Source organism: Nonomuraea sp. NPDC050227 (assembly GCF_044459705.1).
Classification (GTDB): Bacteria; Actinomycetota; Actinomycetes; order Streptosporangiales; family Streptosporangiaceae; genus Nonomuraea.
The window spans coordinates 405,209-420,119 of sequence record NZ_JBITJF010000011.1 but is presented as its reverse complement, the minus strand read 5'-3'; the positions used below and the strand labels follow the sequence as shown (position 1 = coordinate 420,119).

Genomic DNA, 14,911 nt, shown 5'->3' with positions numbered 1-14,911 from the left:
GATAGACAGCTTCACCCGCCCGGGGTTCCGGCAAACCGTCACGATGAGGTCACGCCTTGGCCGGGCGGCGGCAGTCAGCGCTTCACCAGCAGCGCCACGCACTCGACGTGGTGGGTCATCGGGAAGGCGTCGAAGGCGCGCAGGTCGGTCAGCTCGTAGCCCAGCTCGCCCAGCCACTTGAGGTCTCTGGCCAGCGTCGCCGGATCGCAGGAGACGTAGACGATGCGCAGCGCCTCCAGCCCCGCGACGCGCTCCACCACCTCGCGCCCGAGGCCCGACCGCGGCGGGTCGACCACGACGAGGTCGGCGCGCTCGATCTGGAACCGGTCGAGCGCCTCCTCGACCCGGCCGCGCTCGACCCTGGCCTGCGGCAGGTCGCGCAGGTTGGCGCGGGCGTCACGGACGGCCGCCGCGTCGGACTCCAGCCCGAACACCGCGCCCTCAGGCCCGACCGCCTCGGCCAGCCCGGCCGCGAACAGGCCGACCCCGCAGTAGAGGTCGAGCGCCCACTCCCCCGGCTCGGGCGCGGCGTAGGCCAGCACCGCGTCGAGCAGCGTCTCGGCCGCCCCCGGGTGCACCTGCCAGAAGCCGCTGCCCGCGACCCGGAACTCGCGGTCGCCCACGTGCTCGTGCAGCACGCCGGAGCCGCGGCGCGGCACCGTGCGGCCCTTGCCCTGGTCGAGCAGGATCGAGGCGGGCGCGTCGAGCTCGGGCACGCTCACGCTGCGCCGCGGGCGCGGCGAGACCACCACGGCACGGTCGCCGCCGGCGGAGGCGATGACCTCGATGCCGGCCGCGCCGGGCCACGCGTGGTCTTCGGCGGCGACCGCCTCGACCTCGGGGTGGGCGATCAGGCAGGCGTCGACGACCTCGATCTCGTGCGAGCGGTGCCGGCGGAAGCCCAGCTCGCCGGCGGGCGTGGCGGCGAACTGCACGCGGGTGCGCCAGCCGAGCCCGTCCTTGGCGCCGGGCACCTCCTCCACGACGACCTCGCGCTCGATGCCCGCCAGCCGGTGCAGCTGCTCGGCCACGACCTGGGCCTTGAGCCGGCGCTGCGCCTCAAGCGTGGCGTGCTGCCAGTCGCAGCCGCCGCAGCGGCCGGGGCCGGCGTACTGGCAGGGCGGGACGACGCGGTCGGGCGAGGGCTCCAGGATCTCCACGGCGTCGGCGCGCAGGAAGCGGCTGGTCTCCTCGGTCACGTCGGCGATCACCCGCTCGCCGGGCAGCGCGTGCCGGACAAAGACCACCCGCCCTTCATGGCGTGCCACACACCAGCCGCCATGCGCGACCGGACCGACCGTCAGCTCCAGAGATGCCTGTTCCACACCCCCACCCTATGGTGAGCCGCCACGGCCGACGTCCTCGTCCCCCGCCTCGCGCCCCGGACACTCACTTTCCGGACTTGAGTCACTACTGTGGGTGAGGATGGACAGAGGTCGGGTGGTGCGCCGGCGGCTCGGATTCGGGGGCACGCTGCTGGCCGTGCTGTTCGCCTGCGCCTCGCTGACGCCGTCGCTGCTGCCGCGCACGTGGCTGTTCCAGGGCGTGATGGGCGCGGTCACCGGCATCCTCGGCTACGGCGTGGGGGCCGCGGCGGGCGCGCTGGGGCGGGCGGCGATCCCGTACCGGCTGCCGGAGCGGGGACGGCGGGCCGCCTGGCAGATCATGATCGGCGGCTGCTCGGGGCTGACCGTCGTGGCGCTCTGGTACAGCATCGACTGGCAGCGCGACGTGCGGGCGCTCATGGGCATGGACACCCGGATCACCTGGTTCCCGCCGGTGATCCTCGCGGTGGCGGTCACGCTCTTCGCGCTGTGCCTGCTGCTGGCCCGTCTCGTCCGGCTGGCCGGGCGCAGGCTGATCGACTGGCTCGACCGGTACGTCCCCGCCTACGTGGGCCACATCGCCGGCGTGCTGATCGTCGCCTCCGTGGTCGCGGTGCTCGCCGACGACGTGCTGTTCTCGGGGTTCCTCAACACGATGAGCGACGTCTCCTCGGTCACCAACCAGGGCACCCATCCGGGCGTGCGCAGGCCCGGCTCGGCCAAGGTGTCCGGCGGGCCCGGGTCGCTGGTGGCCTGGGACTCCCTGGGCCGCGAGGGCCGCCGCTTCACCGGCACCGCCTCCACGGTCTCCGAGCTGACCGCCTTCTCCGGCCGGCCGGCGACCGAGCCCATCCGCGTGTACGTCGGCCTCGGCGCCACCTCCTCGCCCCGGCAGCAGGCCGCGGTGGCCGTACGGGAGCTGGAACGGACGGGCGGCTTCGGCCGTCCGGTGCTCGCGGTGCTCGGCACGACCGGCACCGGCTGGGTCGACCAGCACATCGCCGACTCGCTGGAGTTCATGTACAACGGCGACACCGCCATGGTCGCGGTGCAGTACTCCTACCTGCCGAGCTGGGTGTCGTTCCTGGCCGACCGGCACAAGGCGGCGGCCGCCGGGCGCGCCCTGTTCGAGGCGGTGCGCGCCAGGTGGGAGCGGCTCCCGCCCGGCCACCGGCCCCGGCTGATGGTCGCCGGCGAGAGCCTCGGCTCCTACGAGCTGGAGAACGCCTTCCGCGACCTCACCGACCTGGTCGCCCGGACCGACGGCGCGCTGTTCGTCGGCCCGCCCAACGCCAACCACATCTGGGACCACCTCACCGCCCACCGCGATCCCGGCACCCCCGTCTGGCGGCCGGTCTACCAGGGCGGCAGGACGGCCCGCTTCGCCCAGCACCCGGCCGACCTGTGGCGCCCCCAGAGCCCGTGGCCGCCGCCGCGCGTGGTCTACCTGCAGAACGCCACCGACCCCGTCGTGTGGTGGTCGCCCACGCTGATCTACCACCGGCCCGCCTGGCTGGAGGGCCCGCGGGGGCCCGGGGTGAACCCGCAGATGAACTGGTTCCCGCTGGTGACGTTCTGGCAGGTGCTGGTGGACATGACGGCGGCGATGTCCGTGCCGCCCGGCCACGGCCACCGCTACGGCGCCAACATCGTGGACGGGTGGGCCGCCGTAGCCGCGCCGCCGGGCTGGACGGCGTCCGACACGCAGCGGCTGCGGACGCTGGTCAGCGCGCCTTGATCTCCCCCTCGTCCTTGACGGTCTGGTGCCAGGGACGGCGCACCGCGCCCGGCGCGTACGGCTCGGGCCGGCCCTTGAGCCGGTCGGAGGAGTGGAGCTGCCAGGGCACGCTGGTCACCATGACGCCCGGCTTGAACAGCAGCCTGGCCTTCAGCCGCAGCGCGCTCTGGTTGTGCAGCAGGTGCTCCCACCAGTGGCCGACGACGTACTCGGGGATGAAGACGGTGACCACGTCGCGCGGCGAGCGGCGGCGCAGGGTCTTGACGTAGTCGAGGATGGGCTGGGTGATCTCGCGGTAGGGCGAGTCGAGCATCTTGAGCGGCACCGGGATGCCGCGCCGCTCCCACTCCTCCTGCAGCTGGCGCGCCTCCTCGCCCTCGACGCCGACCGTGATCGCCTCCAGCGAGGACGGCCGGGTGGCGCGGGCGTAGGCGAGCGCCCGCATGGTCGGCTTGTGGATCTTGGAGACCAGCACGATCGCGTGGTTGCGGGCCGGCAGCATGGCGGGCTCGTAGTCGTCGGTGATCTCCAGCTCGGTCGCGACCTTGTCGTAGTGGCGGCGGATGCCCTTCATCATGAGGAACAGCACCGGCATCGCGATGACCACGATCCACGCCCCGACCAGGAACTTGGTCAGCAGCACGACGATCAGCACCAGGCCGGTCATGATGGCGCCGAAGAAGTTGATCACGCGCGAGCGGTGCATCTGGTGGCGGACCTGGCGGTCGGTCTCCGTCTTCAGGTGACGGGTCCAGTGGATGACCATGCCGGTCTGGCTGAGCGTGAAGGAGACGAACACGCCGACGATGTAGAGGTTGAGCAGGCGGCTGACGTCGGCCTGGAAGCCCCACAGCAGCAGGCAGGCGCCGAGGGCCAGGATGATGATGCCGTTGGAGAAGGCCAGGCGGTCGCCGCGGGTGTGGAGCTGGCGCGGCAGGTAGCGGTCCTGGGCGAGGATCGAGCCGAGCACGGGGAAGCCGTTGAAGGCGGTGTTCGCGGCCAGGAACAGGATGAGCGCGGTCACCGCGGAGATCACCACGAACGGCAGCGAGCCGCCGCCGAACACCGCGTCGGCCACCTGCGAGATGATCGGCTGCTGGTAGTAGCCCTCGCCGACCGGGGTGCCGTCCGGCCTGAGCAGGTCGTGGGCGACGACGCTCGGCTCGGCCACCCGCACGCCGGAGGCCAGCCCCAGCGCGATGATGCCGCCGAACATGGTGATGGCGATCAGGCCCATCATGAGCAGGGTCGTGGCGGCGTTCTTGCTCTTGGGCTTGCGGAAGGCGGGCACGCCGTTGCTGATGGCCTCGACGCCGGTCAGCGCGGCGCAGCCGGAAGAGAAGGCGCGCAGGATCAGGAAGGCCGCGGCGAAGGAGGCCAGGTTCGTCTGCTCGGGCCGGATGGTGAACCCGGCGCTGGGCGCCTGCAGCTCGTCGCCGAACACCAGCAGCCGGATGCCGCCCCAGGCGACCAGGCCGATCACCGCGAACATGAACGCGTACGTGGGGACGGCGAAGGCGGCGCCGGACTCGCGGATGCCGCGCAGGTTGACCACCGTGAGCAGGATCACGATGATGATGGCGATCGCGGGCCGGTGCTCGGCCACGAACGGGATGGTCGCGCCGACGTAGTCGACGCCGTTGGCCACCGACACCGCGACGGTCAGCACGTAGTCGACCATGAGGGCGCTGGCGACGGTGAGCCCCGCGTTCTTGCCCAGGTTGGTGGTGGCCACCTCGTAGTCGCCGCCGCCGCTCGGATAGGCGTGCACGTTCTGCCGGTACGACGCCACGACCGTGAGCATCACCACCACGACGGCGACGGCGATCCACGGACTGTAGGAATAGAACGAGACGCCCGCCAGCGACAGGATGACCAAAATCTCCTGCGGGGCGTAGGCCACCGAGGACAGCGCGTCACTGGCGAAGACCGGCAGGGCGATGCGTTTGGGCAGGAGTTGCTCGTGGAGCTGCCCGCTTCGCAGGGCACGTCCCACGAGCACGCGTTTGACAAGATCCGTTACCTTCGCCACGTAACGAGATGCTAGCCGCATGCCGATGCCCTAAACGCGGCGCTCCCCCATCGGGCCATACTGGTGTCGAGCAACCGGCCGACCGCGAAGTGCGGGGGAGTATGCATATTGTGATCATGGGATGCGGCAGGGTCGGTTCGACCCTCGCCCACATCCTCGAGGACAGCGGCCATTCCGTCGCCATCATCGACCGTGACCCGCAGGCGTTCCGCCGCCTGCGCGCGGGGTTCCGGGGGCGGCGGGTGACCGGCGTCGGCTTCGATCGCGACGTGCTCACCGAGGCCGGCATCGAGTCGGCGGCCGCCTACGTCGCCGTATCCAGCGGCGACAACTCCAACATCATCTCCGCGCGCGTGGCCCGCGAGACGTTCGGCGTCGACAACGTGGTGGCCCGCATCTACGACCCCCGGCGCGCCGAGGTCTACCAGCGGCTGGGCATCCCCACGGTGGCCACCGTCCGCTGGACGGCCGACCAGATCCTGCGCCGCATCCTCCCCGAGGGCGCCGAGCCGCTGTGGCGCGACCCCACGGGCACGGTCGTGCTGGCCGAGGTGGCCGCCAACCAGGCCTGGATCGCCACCCGCGTCGTCGACCTGGAGAGCCGGGCCGGCGCCCGCGTGGCCTTCATCAACCGCATGGGCGAGGCCCTGACCATCACGGACGAGACCGTGGTGCAGGAGGGCGACCTGCTCCACGTCATCGCGGCCGAGAACGACATGGACCGGATCAACAAGGTGCTCGCCGCGGCGCCGGAACAGGACGACTGATGCGCATCGCCATCGCCGGCGCGGGCGCCGTGGGCCGTTCCATCGCCTCCGAGCTGCTGGAGAACGGCCACGAGGTCCTGCTCATCGACGTCGACCCGCGGGCGATCAAGATCGACAGCGTGCCGCGCGCCGAGTGGCTGCTCGCCGACGCGTGCGAGATCGCCTCGCTCGACGAGGCCGGGCTCGGCAACTGCCACGTCGTGGTGGCCTCCTCCGGCGACGACAAGGTCAACCTCGTGGTGTCGCTGCTGGCCAAGACCGAGTACGGCGTGCCGCGCGTGGTGGCCCGCATCAACCACCCCAACAACGAGTGGCTGTTCAACGAGTCGTGGGGCGTCGACGTCGCCGTCTCGACGCCGCGGCTGCTGAGCGCGCTGGTGGAGGAGGCGGTCAGCGTCGGCGACCTGGTGCGGCTGATGACGTTCCGCCAGGGCCAGGCCAACCTGGTCGAGCTGACGCTGGCCGAGGACGCCCCGGTGGTGGGCCAGCGCGCCGGGTCGGTGCCGTGGCCGGTCGACTCCGCGCTGGTGGCGATCCTGCGCGAGGGCCGGGTGCTGGTGCCCACCGCCGACGACCCCCTGGAGGCGGGCGACGAGCTGCTGTTCGTGGCCAGCCAGGAGGTCGAGGAGGAGCTCGCCCACCTGCTCTCGCAGCGCTGAGCATGGACGCCGGCCGCGCCCGGTCGCTGTTCGAGGGCGCCCGCGTCGCCCGCCTGGCGACGGCCGACGCGGCCGGGGTGCCGCGCGTGGTGCCCGTCACCTTCGCCGTCCTCGGGAACGACGTGGTCACCGCCGTCGACCACAAGCCGAAGAGCACCCACGACCTGGCGCGGCTGCGCGACATCCGGGCGAACCCGCGGGTCAGCCTGCTCGCCGACCACTACGAGGACGACTGGACCCGGCTGTGGTGGGCGCGCGCCGACGGCACGGCGACCGTGCGCGAGGACGGCCACGACGCCGCCCTGCGGGCGCTGGCCGGCAAGTACCACCAGTACCGGCGGCGGCCGCCCGAAGGGCCGGTGATCGTGGTCGCGGTCAGTCGGTGGTCGGGGTGGGCGTACTCGGGATGAGCAGGTCGCGGTGGGCGCCCTGCAGGCCCTCGGGCAGGTCGTCGGCGGTGACCCAGCGGGCTTCGAGGATCTCCAGCGGATCGATCCTGAGCGTGCCGCCGACGAGCCGGGCCTCGTAGGCCACCTCGGCCCGCAGTCCGAACCCGCTGCGCACGCGCAGCAGCCGGCCGGTGCGCACGCGCAGGCCGGTCTCCTCGAACACCTCGCGTTCGACCGTGCCCTCGAACGTCTCGTCCCGCCTGGCGAACCCGGTGGGGAAGCCCCACTGCCGCCCCTCCTGCCACAGACGGTGACGCAGGACGAGCACCCGGCCGTCGGAGTCGCGTACGAGGCCGGTGACGCCGACCATGAAGGTGGCGTGGGTCAGCCACAACACCCGCCAGCGAAGCCGCCCGCCCAGCGCCTTCCACACCCGCGCCACCACCCAGCCCACCACATTCCCCCTCATCTCCCCCAGACTCCCACGCCCACCGACCTTCCGCTCCCCCGCTCCGTCCCCGCCCAGCATGTCGAGCCCGCCGGGTCGCTGCCCCAGGGTGGCCGAGGTCGTGCGGGGGGGCAGGACCGCACCGCAACCCGCGCGGCGGACGCCGGCAGCTCGCGCCACCGCGAACCCGGTGCCCGCCCGGCGGCTCACCCCGATGCCCACCGCCACCGGCCCCGCCAGAGGGCCTCGTCCATGGCTCGTCCGAGCATCATGGCGGGCCGAGGGGTCAGAGGCGATGGATCCGGCTCAGGTCGACGTCGAGGTCGAACGGGACGGTCAGCTTGAGCCTGTCGTGGTGGATGCCGGTGAGCGCGTAGGCGCGGGTGGCGGGGTCCCGCTCGTAGACGTGGACGACAGGCTCGCCGCCGTCGTCCTCGACCCGCCAGAAGTGCGGAATCCCGGCCGCGGCATAGAGAGCCGGCTTACGGTCGCGGTACTCGGCCGGGGCGACCTCGGCGACCAGCAGCAGATCGTGGGCCCGGTAGAAGGTCTCGCCGCCGTCGTCACGCACCGCGCCCGCCCTGACCACGCTGACGTCCGGCTGGGGGCGCTGGCGGGCGCCCAGAATGACGCTCATCCCCCGCCGCACCCGGAACTCCAGGGGGACGGCCCGGCGCAGGCCGGCGACGAGCAGATCGACCACGGTCGAGCGGAAGGACGACTGGGGGCCCGCGCAGACCAGCCTTCCGTCGATCAGCTCCGTACGCGCGGGCAGGTCAGGCAGACGGTCGAGGTCTTCCGCGACGAGACCCCCAGGCTCGACCCGCCCGTCCTCCGGCATGGGTCAGGCCGGGGCGACCGGGGGCTTGATGGGGGTGCGGCCGCGGCCGAGCAGCCAGAGCATCGCGGCCAGGGCCGCCACCTGCAGGGGCCAGCCCATCACGATCTTGGCGAAGCCGAGCGCGGCCACCGCCTCGTCACCGCCGCCGAACAGGTAGACCGGGCCCTGCACGGCCACCCGCACCACGCACGGCACCATGAGCAGCCAGGTCAGCCGCGTGCAGAGCCGGACGACGCCCGCGTCTTTGTGCCAGCCCACCGGGTCGTTGGTGACCGAGCCGATGAGGAACCCGACGACCGGCCAGCGGGTGACGATGGACAGCAACATGCCCAGCGAGTACGCGCCGTTCCACAGGATGCCGGGCAGGAAGTAGTCCTTCGCGTTGCCGGTGCGGCTGGCGAAGAACGCGCCGATGGCGATGCCGATCAGGCTGTTGATCACGAACTGCGGCGTGGACCGCTGGACCACCCTGACCAGCAGGAGCACCACCGAGAGCGAGATGCTGACGATGAGCGACGTCTTCAGGTCTTCGGTGACGATCCACGAGACCGTGAAGGCGATCGTCGGCACCGCGGCCTCGATGATGCCGCGGACGCCGCCGAAGGCCTTGGCGAGCTGGGCTCGCACCGCCGCCTCGACGGTCTCGTGCGCGGCCTCTTCCGCCTCAGCACTCACCTGATCAACTCCCTGGGCGCAGTTCGTATCGCGGATTGAACATCACCTTGCGCCCGTCCTGCATGCTGACCAGGCCCTCGGCCTTGACCGTGCGGCCCGGCTCGATGCCGACGATCTTGCGGCGGCCGAGCCACACCAGGTCGATCACGTCGGACCCGTCGTACAGCTCGGCCTCCAGGGCGGGGGCGCCGCCCCTCGGACGCAATGTCACCGTACGTAGCGTACCCGCTACACAGAACCTGCGGCGCCCGCCACACGACACGATGGGCGTCGCGCCGACCTCGTCGGCGTCTTCCCGCAGTTCCTGGGCCTCGATCTCCGACTGGGTGGTGGCCAGCCGGCTGAAGAAGCCGCGCAATCCCCCGCGTTTCGGAGGCTCTGCCGTACTCATGATGGTTCAGCCTATGTGATGGTAAGCCGTCAGCGAATAGCCGATGGGGGTCTTGGGAATGTCGCCGGGCTGGGCCGGGCGGGGCCCGGAGAGGTAACGCTCAGCGGGTCTCGCTGATTTCCGGGCCGCGCTTGAAGGGACTGAACGCCGGGCGTTCGTCCTGCTCGCCGGCCTGCCGCTCGTGCGGACGGCTCAGCGTGATGGGCTCCTCGCGGGCCATCGGCTCGTCGCCGCGCACGACCACGACGTCCTTGACGAAGTCGATGAACGCCCCGGAGACGCGCTCGTCGAGGGCGCCGGGGCCGGTGATGGCGGCCAGGAGGAACCAGCGCGGGCCGTCGATGCCGATGTAGCGGGCCGCCCGGCTGCCGCCTTCCATGGCGACCTCGCCGGCCAGCTCGACGCCGAACGGGCCCTCCCGCTCCTCCAGCGTCTTGGCCTGGGCGACGATCTTGGTCCTGACGTCGTCCCACAGGCCGGCCGAGCGCGGCGCGGCCAGGGCCTGGAGCTGCAGCGAGCTGTCCTCGTACAGGACGACGACACCGACGTGCTGGTCGCCGAGCGAGGCCAGGCGCACGTCGAAGTCGGGGTTGTGCGGCAGCCGCAGGCCGCCGAGGTCGATCCTGTCCGTGTCGGGGTGGGGCTCGTCGGCGTCCCACGGGCCGGACTCGCGGGTAGGGGCCTGGGACTCCTGCTCGGCCACCGTCTCCGGCTGCTCACGACGACGACGTCGGAACACGTTCCTCACTCTCCCTGTTCGCGGGGCCGGAGCCCCAGGCTTGCTTCGGGCCGGCCGCTTCAGCGGCCCGTCGATCCGAATCCGTTGGCGCCGCGCACCGAGCCGGGCAGGCGTTCGACCTCGTGGAAGGCCGCGCGCTCGACCCGCTGGACCACGAGCTGGGCCACCCGGTCGCCGCGCTGGAGGCGGAACGGCTCCTTGGCGTCGGTGTTGATCAGCGTCACCTTGATCTCGCCCCGGTAGCCCGCGTCGACGGTGCCGGGGGCGTTGACGAGCGTGACGCCGTGGCGGGCCGCCAGGCCGGAGCGCGGGTGCACGAACGCGGCGTAGCCGTCGGGCAGCGCGATCGCCACGCCGGTGCCGACCACGGCCCGCTCGCCGGGCAGCAGCTCGACGTCCTCGGCCGCGTAGAGGTCGGCGCCGGCGTCGCCCGGGTGGGCGTAGGACGGCACCGGCAGCCCGGTGTCGAGCCGCTGGATGAGGACCTCCACGTCGCTCACGGGTTCACCTCGAAGTCCTGGTGTTCGGCGGCGATGGCCGCAAGGTCGCCGTGCTCAGCGAAGTGTTCCATGCTCACCTCGATGAACAGCGCCGCCGCGCGGACGGCGACCGGTCCGTCGGGGGCGCCGACGCGCCCCTCAGCCTCAAGGTACGCCTTCCTGCCCGTGATCCCGTTGCACCAGGCGCGCAGGTGGAGTGTCGTGCCCACGGGAACGGGGAGAAGGTAGTCGGTCTCCAGCCGGGCCGTCACGTAGGGCTTGTGGAACAGGTAGACCGACATTCCGATGACCTCGTCCATCGCGGCGGCCAGCACGCCGCCGTGGGCGAGCATCGGCGCGCCCTGGTGGGCCTCCCCCACGGTGAACTCGGCCTCGACCGTGACGCCGTCGGGCGTGGCGGCCTTCAGGTGCAGGCCGGTCGGGTGGTCGCCGCCGCAGCCGAAGCAGCGGCTGTAGTGGGAGCCGAGGGAACTGCCCGGCGCCGGGGCGCCGGGATGGGCCGCGGGCGCCGAGGCGTCCGGCGGCGGGGTGGTGAGGGAGGAACGCGTCACGGGTGACGAGGTTACTCGCTGCGGCCCCCGGACTCGCCCTCGACACCGGATCGGAACCACCCGGCCCGCCTCACGTCACCCCGCCGCGGGAACCGCACCCCCGGACGGCGGCTTGCCGGCGGGAGGGGCGCCTCCGGACGGCGGTTCCTCCGCCGGCGGCTCGTGGTGGGGCGGTGGCGGCAGGGCGGGCGGTTTGTGGCGCAGCTCGGGCAGCGCCCGGTAGATCACCGCCGCGACCGGCACGGCCACGGCCGCTCCCGCGATGCCGGCCAGGATGCCGCCGACCGACAGCACCAGGATGATCGCCAGCGGGTGGAAGTTGAGCGCCCTGCCCACGATCAGCGGCTGGAGCACGTGGTTCTCCAGCTGCTGCTCGACGATGAGGATGCCGAGAAAGATCAGCGCGTAGACCAGGCCCTTGGCGCCGAGGGTGACGAGGGTGGCGACGGTGCCGGCGAAGAAGATGCCGACGATGGGGATGAAGCTGGCGAAGAAGATCAGCACCGCCAGCGGCGCCCACAGCGGCACCCCCATGCCGGCCAGCACGATGCCCATGATGAGGCCGTGCACGGCGGCCACGGCCACGGTGCCCTGGACGTAGTGGGAGAGCGTGGTCCAGGCCGCCCGGCCCGCCCGGTCGACCCGCGGCGACATCGAGCCGAAGGCGCGCAGGAACCACGACCAGATGCGGTCGCCGTCCTTGAGCAGGAAGAACGTCACGAACAGCAGCAGCACGATGGACGCGAGCACCTCGATCGCGACGGCGCTGGCCGACAGCACCGTGCCGGTGATGGCGGTGCGCTGGGCGTTGACCATCGTGGCGATCTCGTCGACGTAGCCGGTGATCTGGGCCTGCTTCAGGTGCAGCGGGCCGGTGATCAGCCACTCCTGGACCGAACGCGCGGTGGCCTGCACCTGCGTGACCAGGTTGGGGAACTCCTCGCTGGCCCGCGCGCCGACCAGCCAGCCGGTGCCGGCCAGGACGGCGAGCGCGACCAGCATGGTCAGCCAGGTGGCGTAGATGGGCCGCAGGCCCGCCCGCCGCAGGCTCTTGGTCAGCGGGAACAGCAGCGCGGTCAGCAGCAGCGCGATGGCCACGGGCAGCGCCACGAAGGTGAGCCGGGCGATCGCCTGGACGAAGAAGTAGACGACCACGCCGACGAGGATCAGGCACCCGCACCATGCGGCCATCTTGGCCAGCACGGGCGGTACGAGTGTGGTGGGGCGGTCGATCTGCACGTGTTCAAGACTGGCACGTCCGGGCCGGGGATGCGCACCGATAAAACGCCGGGATGCCGGACGGGCGGTGCGGGAGGCGCCCCTCACCGCCCGTGCCGGACGGCCGTGCCTCAGCCCAGGTGCACCTCGACGGTCAGCACGTCGCCGCCGTCGAGGACGAACTCCTCGACGACTCCGGCCGCGCACAGGTCGTCCTGGGCCTGCCGGACGAGATCGGCCTCGGGCCCGGTGACGGTCAGCCTGGACACCTCGGCCCGCATCGACAACTTGGCCTCCGACTTGGCCTTGCGCATCCGCCGCAGCACCTCAGAGGCCACGGTCAGCACCGCCGGGTCGCCCGTGCCGCGCTCGGGAGCCGGCCAGGCGGCGCGGTGGACCGAGCCCTCGCGCCACCAGGACCACACCTCCTCGGTCACGAACGGCAGCACCGGCGCGAACAGCCGCAGCAGCACGTCGAGCGCCTGACGCAGCGCCGCGTGCGCCGAGGCGGCGGCCGGCCCGGACTCGTACGCCCGCGCCTTGACCAGCTCCAGGTAGTCGTCGCAGAAGGACCAGAAGAACCGCTCGACGGCCTCCAGCGCGCGGGTGTGGTCGTAGGACTCGAACGCCTGCGTGGCCTCGCGGGCCATGTCGGACAGGGCGGCGAGCATCGACAGGTCGACCGGCTCGGTGACCTCGCCGTCGCTGCCGGCCAGCCCGAGCACGAACTTCGAGGCGTTGAGGATCTTGATCGCCAGCCGCCGCCCGATCTTGAGCTGGCCCACGTCGAACGTGGTGTCCACGCCGTAGCGGCCGTTGGCGGCCCAGTAGCGGACGGCGTCGGAGCCGTGCTGCTCCAGCAGGTCGAGCGGGGTGACCACGTTGCCCTTGGACTTGGACATCTTCTTGCGGTCGGGGTCGAGGATCCAGCCGGAGATCGCCACGTCGGTCCACGGCAGCGCGTCGAACTCCAGGTGGGAGCGGACCACCGTGGAGAACAGCCAGGTGCGGATGATCTCGTGCGCCTGCGGCCGCAGGTCGTAGGGGGACACGCGCCGGTAGAGGTCGTCGTCGCTCGCCCAGCGGCCGGCGATCTGCGGCGTCAGGGACGAGGTCGCCCAGGTGTCCATGACGTCGGGGTCGGCCATGAACCCGCCGGGCACGCCCCGCTGCTCCTCGCTGTAGCCGGGCGGCACGTCGGAGGACGGGTCGACCGGCAGCGACTCCTCGGCCGGCAGGATCGGCGCGTCGTGGACCGGGTTGCCGGCCTCGTCCAGCGGATACCACACCGGGAACGGCACGCCGAAGAAGCGCTGGCGGGAGATCAGCCAGTCGCTGGTCAGGCCCTCGACCCAGTTGTCGTAGCGCACCCGCATGTGCGGCGGGTGCCAGGCCAGCTCGCTGCCGCGTTCCAGCAGCCGGGCGCGCAGCGCCTGCTCGCGCCCGCCGTTGCGGATGTACCACTGGCGGGTGGTGACGATCTCCAGCGGCTTGTCGCCGCGCTCGTAGAACTTCACCGGGCGCTGCACCGGACGCGGGTCGCCGTCGAGGTCGCCGGACTCGCGCAGCAGCTCGACGATGCGCTCGCGCGCGCTGTGGACGGTCTTGCCGGCCAGCTCCTTGTACGGCTCCGGCTCCACGCCGTCGGGCGGCTCGGGCAGCAGCCGGCCGTCCCAGCCGATGACCGGCCGGGTGGGCAGGTGCAGCTCACGCCACCAGGTGACGTCGGTGACGTCGCCGAACGTGCAGATCATCGCGATGCCGGACCCCTTGTCGGGCTCGGCCAGGTGGTGGGCCAGGATCGGCACCTCGACGCCGAACAGCGGCGTGAGCGCGGACGTGCCGAACAGCGGCTTGTAGCGCTCGTCGTCGGGGTGGGCGACCAGCGCGACGCAGGCCGGGATCAGCTCGGGCCTGGTCGTCTCGATCCAGATCGGCCCGCGCTCGCCGTAGAAGGAGATGCGGTGGAAGGCGCCGGGCCACTCGCGGTCCTCCAGCTCGGCCTGGGCCACCGCGGTGCGGTAGGTGACGTCCCACAGCGTGGGCGCCTCGGCGAGGTAGGCCTCGCCGCGGCCGAGGTTGCGCAGGAACGCCCGCTGGGAGACCGCCTGCGACTCGTCGCTGATCGTGGTGTAGAGCAGGTCCCAGTCGACCGACAGGCCGACCCGGCGCCAGACCTCCTCGAACGCCTTCTCGTCGATGGCGGTGAGCTGGTGACACAGCTCGACGAAGTTGCGCCGCGAAATCGAGATCTCACGTTTGCCCGGCTTGTCCGGTGGAACGAAGTCAGGATCGTACGGCAGCGACGGATCGCAGCGCACCCCGTAGACGTTCTGCACCCGCCGTTCGGTAGGCAGGCCGTTGTCGTCCCAGCCGATGGGGTAGAACACCGACTTGCCGATCATCCGCTGGTAGCGGGCCATGATGTCGCTGTGGGTGTAGGAGAAGACATGACCGACGTGGAGGGAGCCGGACACGGTCGGCGGCGGCGTGTCGATGGAGTAGACCTGCTCGCGCGGCTTGGACCGGTCGAAGCGGTAGGTGCCCTCCTCCTGCCAGCGAGCTACCCATACCTGCTCCAAGCCGTCGAGGGTCGGCTTTTCCGGCATGGATGCATGGCGTAGTCGCTGTTGAGTCA

The 14,911-nt window shown here is 72.0% G+C and carries 15 protein-coding genes; 4 read left to right on the top strand and 11 right to left on the bottom strand.

Annotated elements, in window-relative coordinates:
• Window positions 1-74: 74 nt before the first annotated feature.
• A complete protein-coding gene (locus tag ACIBK9_RS37675; RefSeq protein ID WP_397163547.1) occupies window positions 75-1,304 on the bottom strand; it encodes a class I SAM-dependent RNA methyltransferase in 1,230 nt (409 codons plus the stop codon).
• A 121-nt stretch (window positions 1,305-1,425) separates the two neighbouring features.
• Between ACIBK9_RS37675 and ACIBK9_RS37670 the strand changes: the two genes are divergently transcribed.
• The gene (locus tag ACIBK9_RS37670; protein WP_397163515.1) at window positions 1,426-3,063 is read left to right on the top strand and encodes an alpha/beta hydrolase; all 1,638 of its coding nucleotides are present in this window, start codon (window positions 1,426-1,428) and stop codon (window positions 3,061-3,063) included.
• Here the strand turns inward: ACIBK9_RS37670 and ACIBK9_RS37665 are convergent.
• Entirely contained in the window at window positions 3,050-5,116 is a 2,067-nt protein-coding gene (locus tag ACIBK9_RS37665) for an APC family permease (protein ID WP_387663957.1), read from the bottom strand. The two genes, ACIBK9_RS37670 and ACIBK9_RS37665, sit on opposite strands and share 14 nt — an antisense overlap.
• A gap of 80 nt (window positions 5,117-5,196) precedes the next feature.
• On the opposite strand from ACIBK9_RS37665, the gene ACIBK9_RS37660 reads away from it, so the two are divergent.
• Genes ACIBK9_RS37660 through ACIBK9_RS37650 form a run of 3 tightly spaced genes read left to right on the top strand, consistent with a single transcriptional unit; the run spans window position 5,197 to window position 6,931 of the window.
• On the top strand, window positions 5,197-5,862 hold the full coding sequence (locus tag ACIBK9_RS37660; RefSeq protein ID WP_352324052.1) for a TrkA family potassium uptake protein: 666 nt from the start codon (window positions 5,197-5,199) through the stop codon (window positions 5,860-5,862).
• On the top strand, window positions 5,862-6,521 hold the full coding sequence (locus ACIBK9_RS37655) for a TrkA family potassium uptake protein (RefSeq protein WP_352324051.1): 660 nt from the start codon (window positions 5,862-5,864) through the stop codon (window positions 6,519-6,521). The genes ACIBK9_RS37660 and ACIBK9_RS37655 overlap by 1 nt, the downstream gene beginning before the upstream one ends.
• Before the next feature lie 2 nt (window positions 6,522-6,523).
• Window positions 6,524-6,931 (top strand): TIGR03668 family PPOX class F420-dependent oxidoreductase, encoded by a 408-nt coding sequence (locus ACIBK9_RS37650; RefSeq protein ID WP_387663955.1) that lies wholly within the window; start codon window positions 6,524-6,526, stop codon window positions 6,929-6,931.
• On the opposite strand, the gene ACIBK9_RS37645 is transcribed toward ACIBK9_RS37650, so the two are convergent.
• The 9 genes from ACIBK9_RS37645 to valS all read right to left on the bottom strand — a co-directional run bounded on the left by ACIBK9_RS37645 (window position 6,897) and on the right by valS (window position 14,882).
• Window positions 6,897-7,379, bottom strand: coding sequence for an NUDIX domain-containing protein (locus ACIBK9_RS37645; protein WP_387663953.1), 483 nt, complete (start codon window positions 7,377-7,379; stop codon window positions 6,897-6,899). The two genes, ACIBK9_RS37650 and ACIBK9_RS37645, sit on opposite strands and share 35 nt — an antisense overlap.
• A gap of 265 nt (window positions 7,380-7,644) precedes the next feature.
• Complete coding sequence (locus ACIBK9_RS37640) at window positions 7,645-8,199, bottom strand: Uma2 family endonuclease (protein WP_397163512.1); 555 nt, start codon at window positions 8,197-8,199, stop codon at window positions 7,645-7,647.
• A gap of 3 nt (window positions 8,200-8,202) precedes the next feature.
• Entirely contained in the window at window positions 8,203-8,874 is a 672-nt protein-coding gene (locus ACIBK9_RS37635; protein WP_387663949.1) for a DUF3159 domain-containing protein, read from the bottom strand.
• 4 nt (window positions 8,875-8,878) lie between these two features.
• On the bottom strand, window positions 8,879-9,265 hold the full coding sequence (locus tag ACIBK9_RS37630) for an OB-fold nucleic acid binding domain-containing protein (RefSeq protein WP_352324045.1): 387 nt from the start codon (window positions 9,263-9,265) through the stop codon (window positions 8,879-8,881).
• 100 nt (window positions 9,266-9,365) lie between these two features.
• The gene (locus ACIBK9_RS37625) at window positions 9,366-10,004 is read right to left on the bottom strand and encodes a DUF3710 domain-containing protein (RefSeq protein WP_397163511.1); all 639 of its coding nucleotides are present in this window, start codon (window positions 10,002-10,004) and stop codon (window positions 9,366-9,368) included.
• A gap of 59 nt (window positions 10,005-10,063) precedes the next feature.
• Window positions 10,064-10,504, bottom strand: a complete 441-nt coding sequence (gene dut / locus ACIBK9_RS37620; RefSeq protein ID WP_387663945.1) for a dUTP diphosphatase — start codon at window positions 10,502-10,504, stop codon at window positions 10,064-10,066.
• Window positions 10,501-11,055 carry a PaaI family thioesterase gene (locus ACIBK9_RS37615; RefSeq protein WP_352324042.1) on the bottom strand — a complete coding sequence of 185 codons (555 nt, stop codon included), beginning with the start codon at window positions 11,053-11,055 and terminating at the stop codon, window positions 10,501-10,503. Before ACIBK9_RS37615 ends, dut begins: the two co-directional genes overlap by 4 nt.
• Window positions 11,056-11,130: 75 nt before the next feature.
• Window positions 11,131-12,294: an AI-2E family transporter gene (locus ACIBK9_RS37610; RefSeq protein ID WP_397163508.1), complete on the bottom strand. Its 1,164-nt coding sequence runs from the start codon at window positions 12,292-12,294 to the stop codon at window positions 11,131-11,133.
• Window positions 12,295-12,404: 110 nt separating this feature from the next.
• On the bottom strand, window positions 12,405-14,882 hold the full coding sequence (gene valS / locus ACIBK9_RS37605; RefSeq protein ID WP_397163507.1) for a valine--tRNA ligase: 2,478 nt from the start codon (window positions 14,880-14,882) through the stop codon (window positions 12,405-12,407).
• Window positions 14,883-14,911: the final 29 nt, after the last annotated feature.